We start from the raw sequence: 1442 nt of genomic DNA, 5'->3' as shown, positions 1-1442 counted from the left end.
GCGGTCAAGTCCCGTGGTGTGGTGTTATTCCGTTGCATCCTGATGGTGGGTGATGGTCAGGCGGTGAGGTAGAGCTCGGGGCGTGCGGGCTCGGCGTGGTCGTGGAGGGTGTGGACGAGTTTGCGCATGGAGATGTCGGAGAAGTAGCGGCGTTCGCCGTAGGACCATTCCTCGTGCTGCTCTTGGAGGACGGCGCCGATGAGGCGGGTCACACTGTCTCGGTCGGGGAAGATCTGGACGACGTCGGCGCGGCGTTTGATCTCGCGGTTGAGGCGCTCGATGGGGTTGTTCGACCAGACCTTCTGCCAGTGCTCACGGGGTAGCGATGCGAACCCGGTGAGGTCGGCTTCGGCCGCCTCGAGCATGGCCGCGATCTCGGGGAACGAGCCGCGGAGACTGTCGGTGACGGCTTTGTATTGGGCGAGCACGGCTTCGGAGGTGGTCTGCGCGAAGATCGTCGAGATCAGCGCGTTGACGGGCTTCGACCGCGCCGAACCGATCTTCTGCGTGACGTTGCGCGCGAAATGGACTCGGCATCTTTGCCACCCCGATCCGGGCAGGATCGCCTTGACCGCGGCCTTCAGCCCGGCGTGCGCGTCGGAGGTTACCAGGGTCACGCCCAGCGGGTCGGCATCGGTGGCGACTTTGAGTCCTCGGTCACGGAGGCTGCGGAGGAACTCGGTCCAGAAGTCGGTGGTCTCCGCGTCGCCGAGCGCCATCCCGAGGATCTCCCGGCGGCCCTCGCCGCTGACACCGGTCGCGACGACGAGAGCTTGGGACACGACGCGGCCGCGGTAGCGGACGTCGAGGTAGGTGGCGTCGAGGAACAGGTACGGGAACCAGGTGTGATCGGTCCGCCGGTGAAGGAACTCTTGCACCGCCTCGTCGATCTCGGAGCAGATCCGCGACACCGTCGACCGGCTGATGCCGGTGTCGTTGCCCAGGGCACGGACCAGATGCTCGACCTTGCGCGTGCTGACCCCGTCGATCCAGGCCTGGCAGATCACCGCGTAGAGGGCCTTGTCGACCCGACGGCGCGGGTGCAGCAGCGACGGGAAGAACGACCCCTCCCGCAGCTTCGGGATCGCAAGATCCACCTCCCCGGCCGGCGTCGCGAGCACCTTCGGCCGCGTCCCGTTGCGGCGCGTGGTCCGCTCCGAGGTGCGTTCGTAACGAGCGGCGCCGATCTTCGCGGTCGCTTCCGCGTCGACGAGGTCTTGCAGCCCGGCTTGCAGCATCCGGCGGAACACGTCCGAGTGGGCGAGGTCGGGATCGGCGAGAACTTCACCGATCAGGGTCGTCAGGGCAGACTGGTACTGGGTCATCGTGGGATCTCTGCTTTGCTTCTTGCCGGAAACAACTGGTCATCCCACGGTGGCCCTTCAACGTCTACGACGACGAGAACCCCGCGGGAATTGACACCACGCTATGGGACTCACCCC

General features: G+C 66.3%; 1 protein-coding gene. It reads right to left on the bottom strand.

Annotated features, from left to right (window positions below; translation table 11 throughout):
• Positions 1–56: 56 nt before the first annotated feature.
• Positions 57–1325 (bottom strand): IS256 family transposase, encoded by a 1269-nt coding sequence (locus AB0P18_RS16205; RefSeq protein WP_363360864.1) that lies wholly within the window; start codon positions 1323–1325, stop codon positions 57–59.
• Between the last annotated feature and the right edge of the window lie 117 nt (positions 1326–1442).

This window comes from Microbacterium sp. NPDC064584, assembly GCF_040687315.1.
Classification (GTDB): Bacteria; Actinomycetota; Actinomycetes; order Actinomycetales; family Microbacteriaceae; genus Microbacterium; species Microbacterium lacus.
The sequence above is the reverse complement of the archived record's forward strand: the minus strand, read 5'-3'. Positions and strand labels throughout refer to the sequence as shown.

What these genes read in the sequence shown, in the direction of transcription:
- AB0P18_RS16205 (WP_363360864.1), bottom strand. Translation starts at nt 1,325, where the DNA reads ATGACCCAGTACCAGTCTGCCCTGACGACCCTGATCGGTGAAGTTCTC.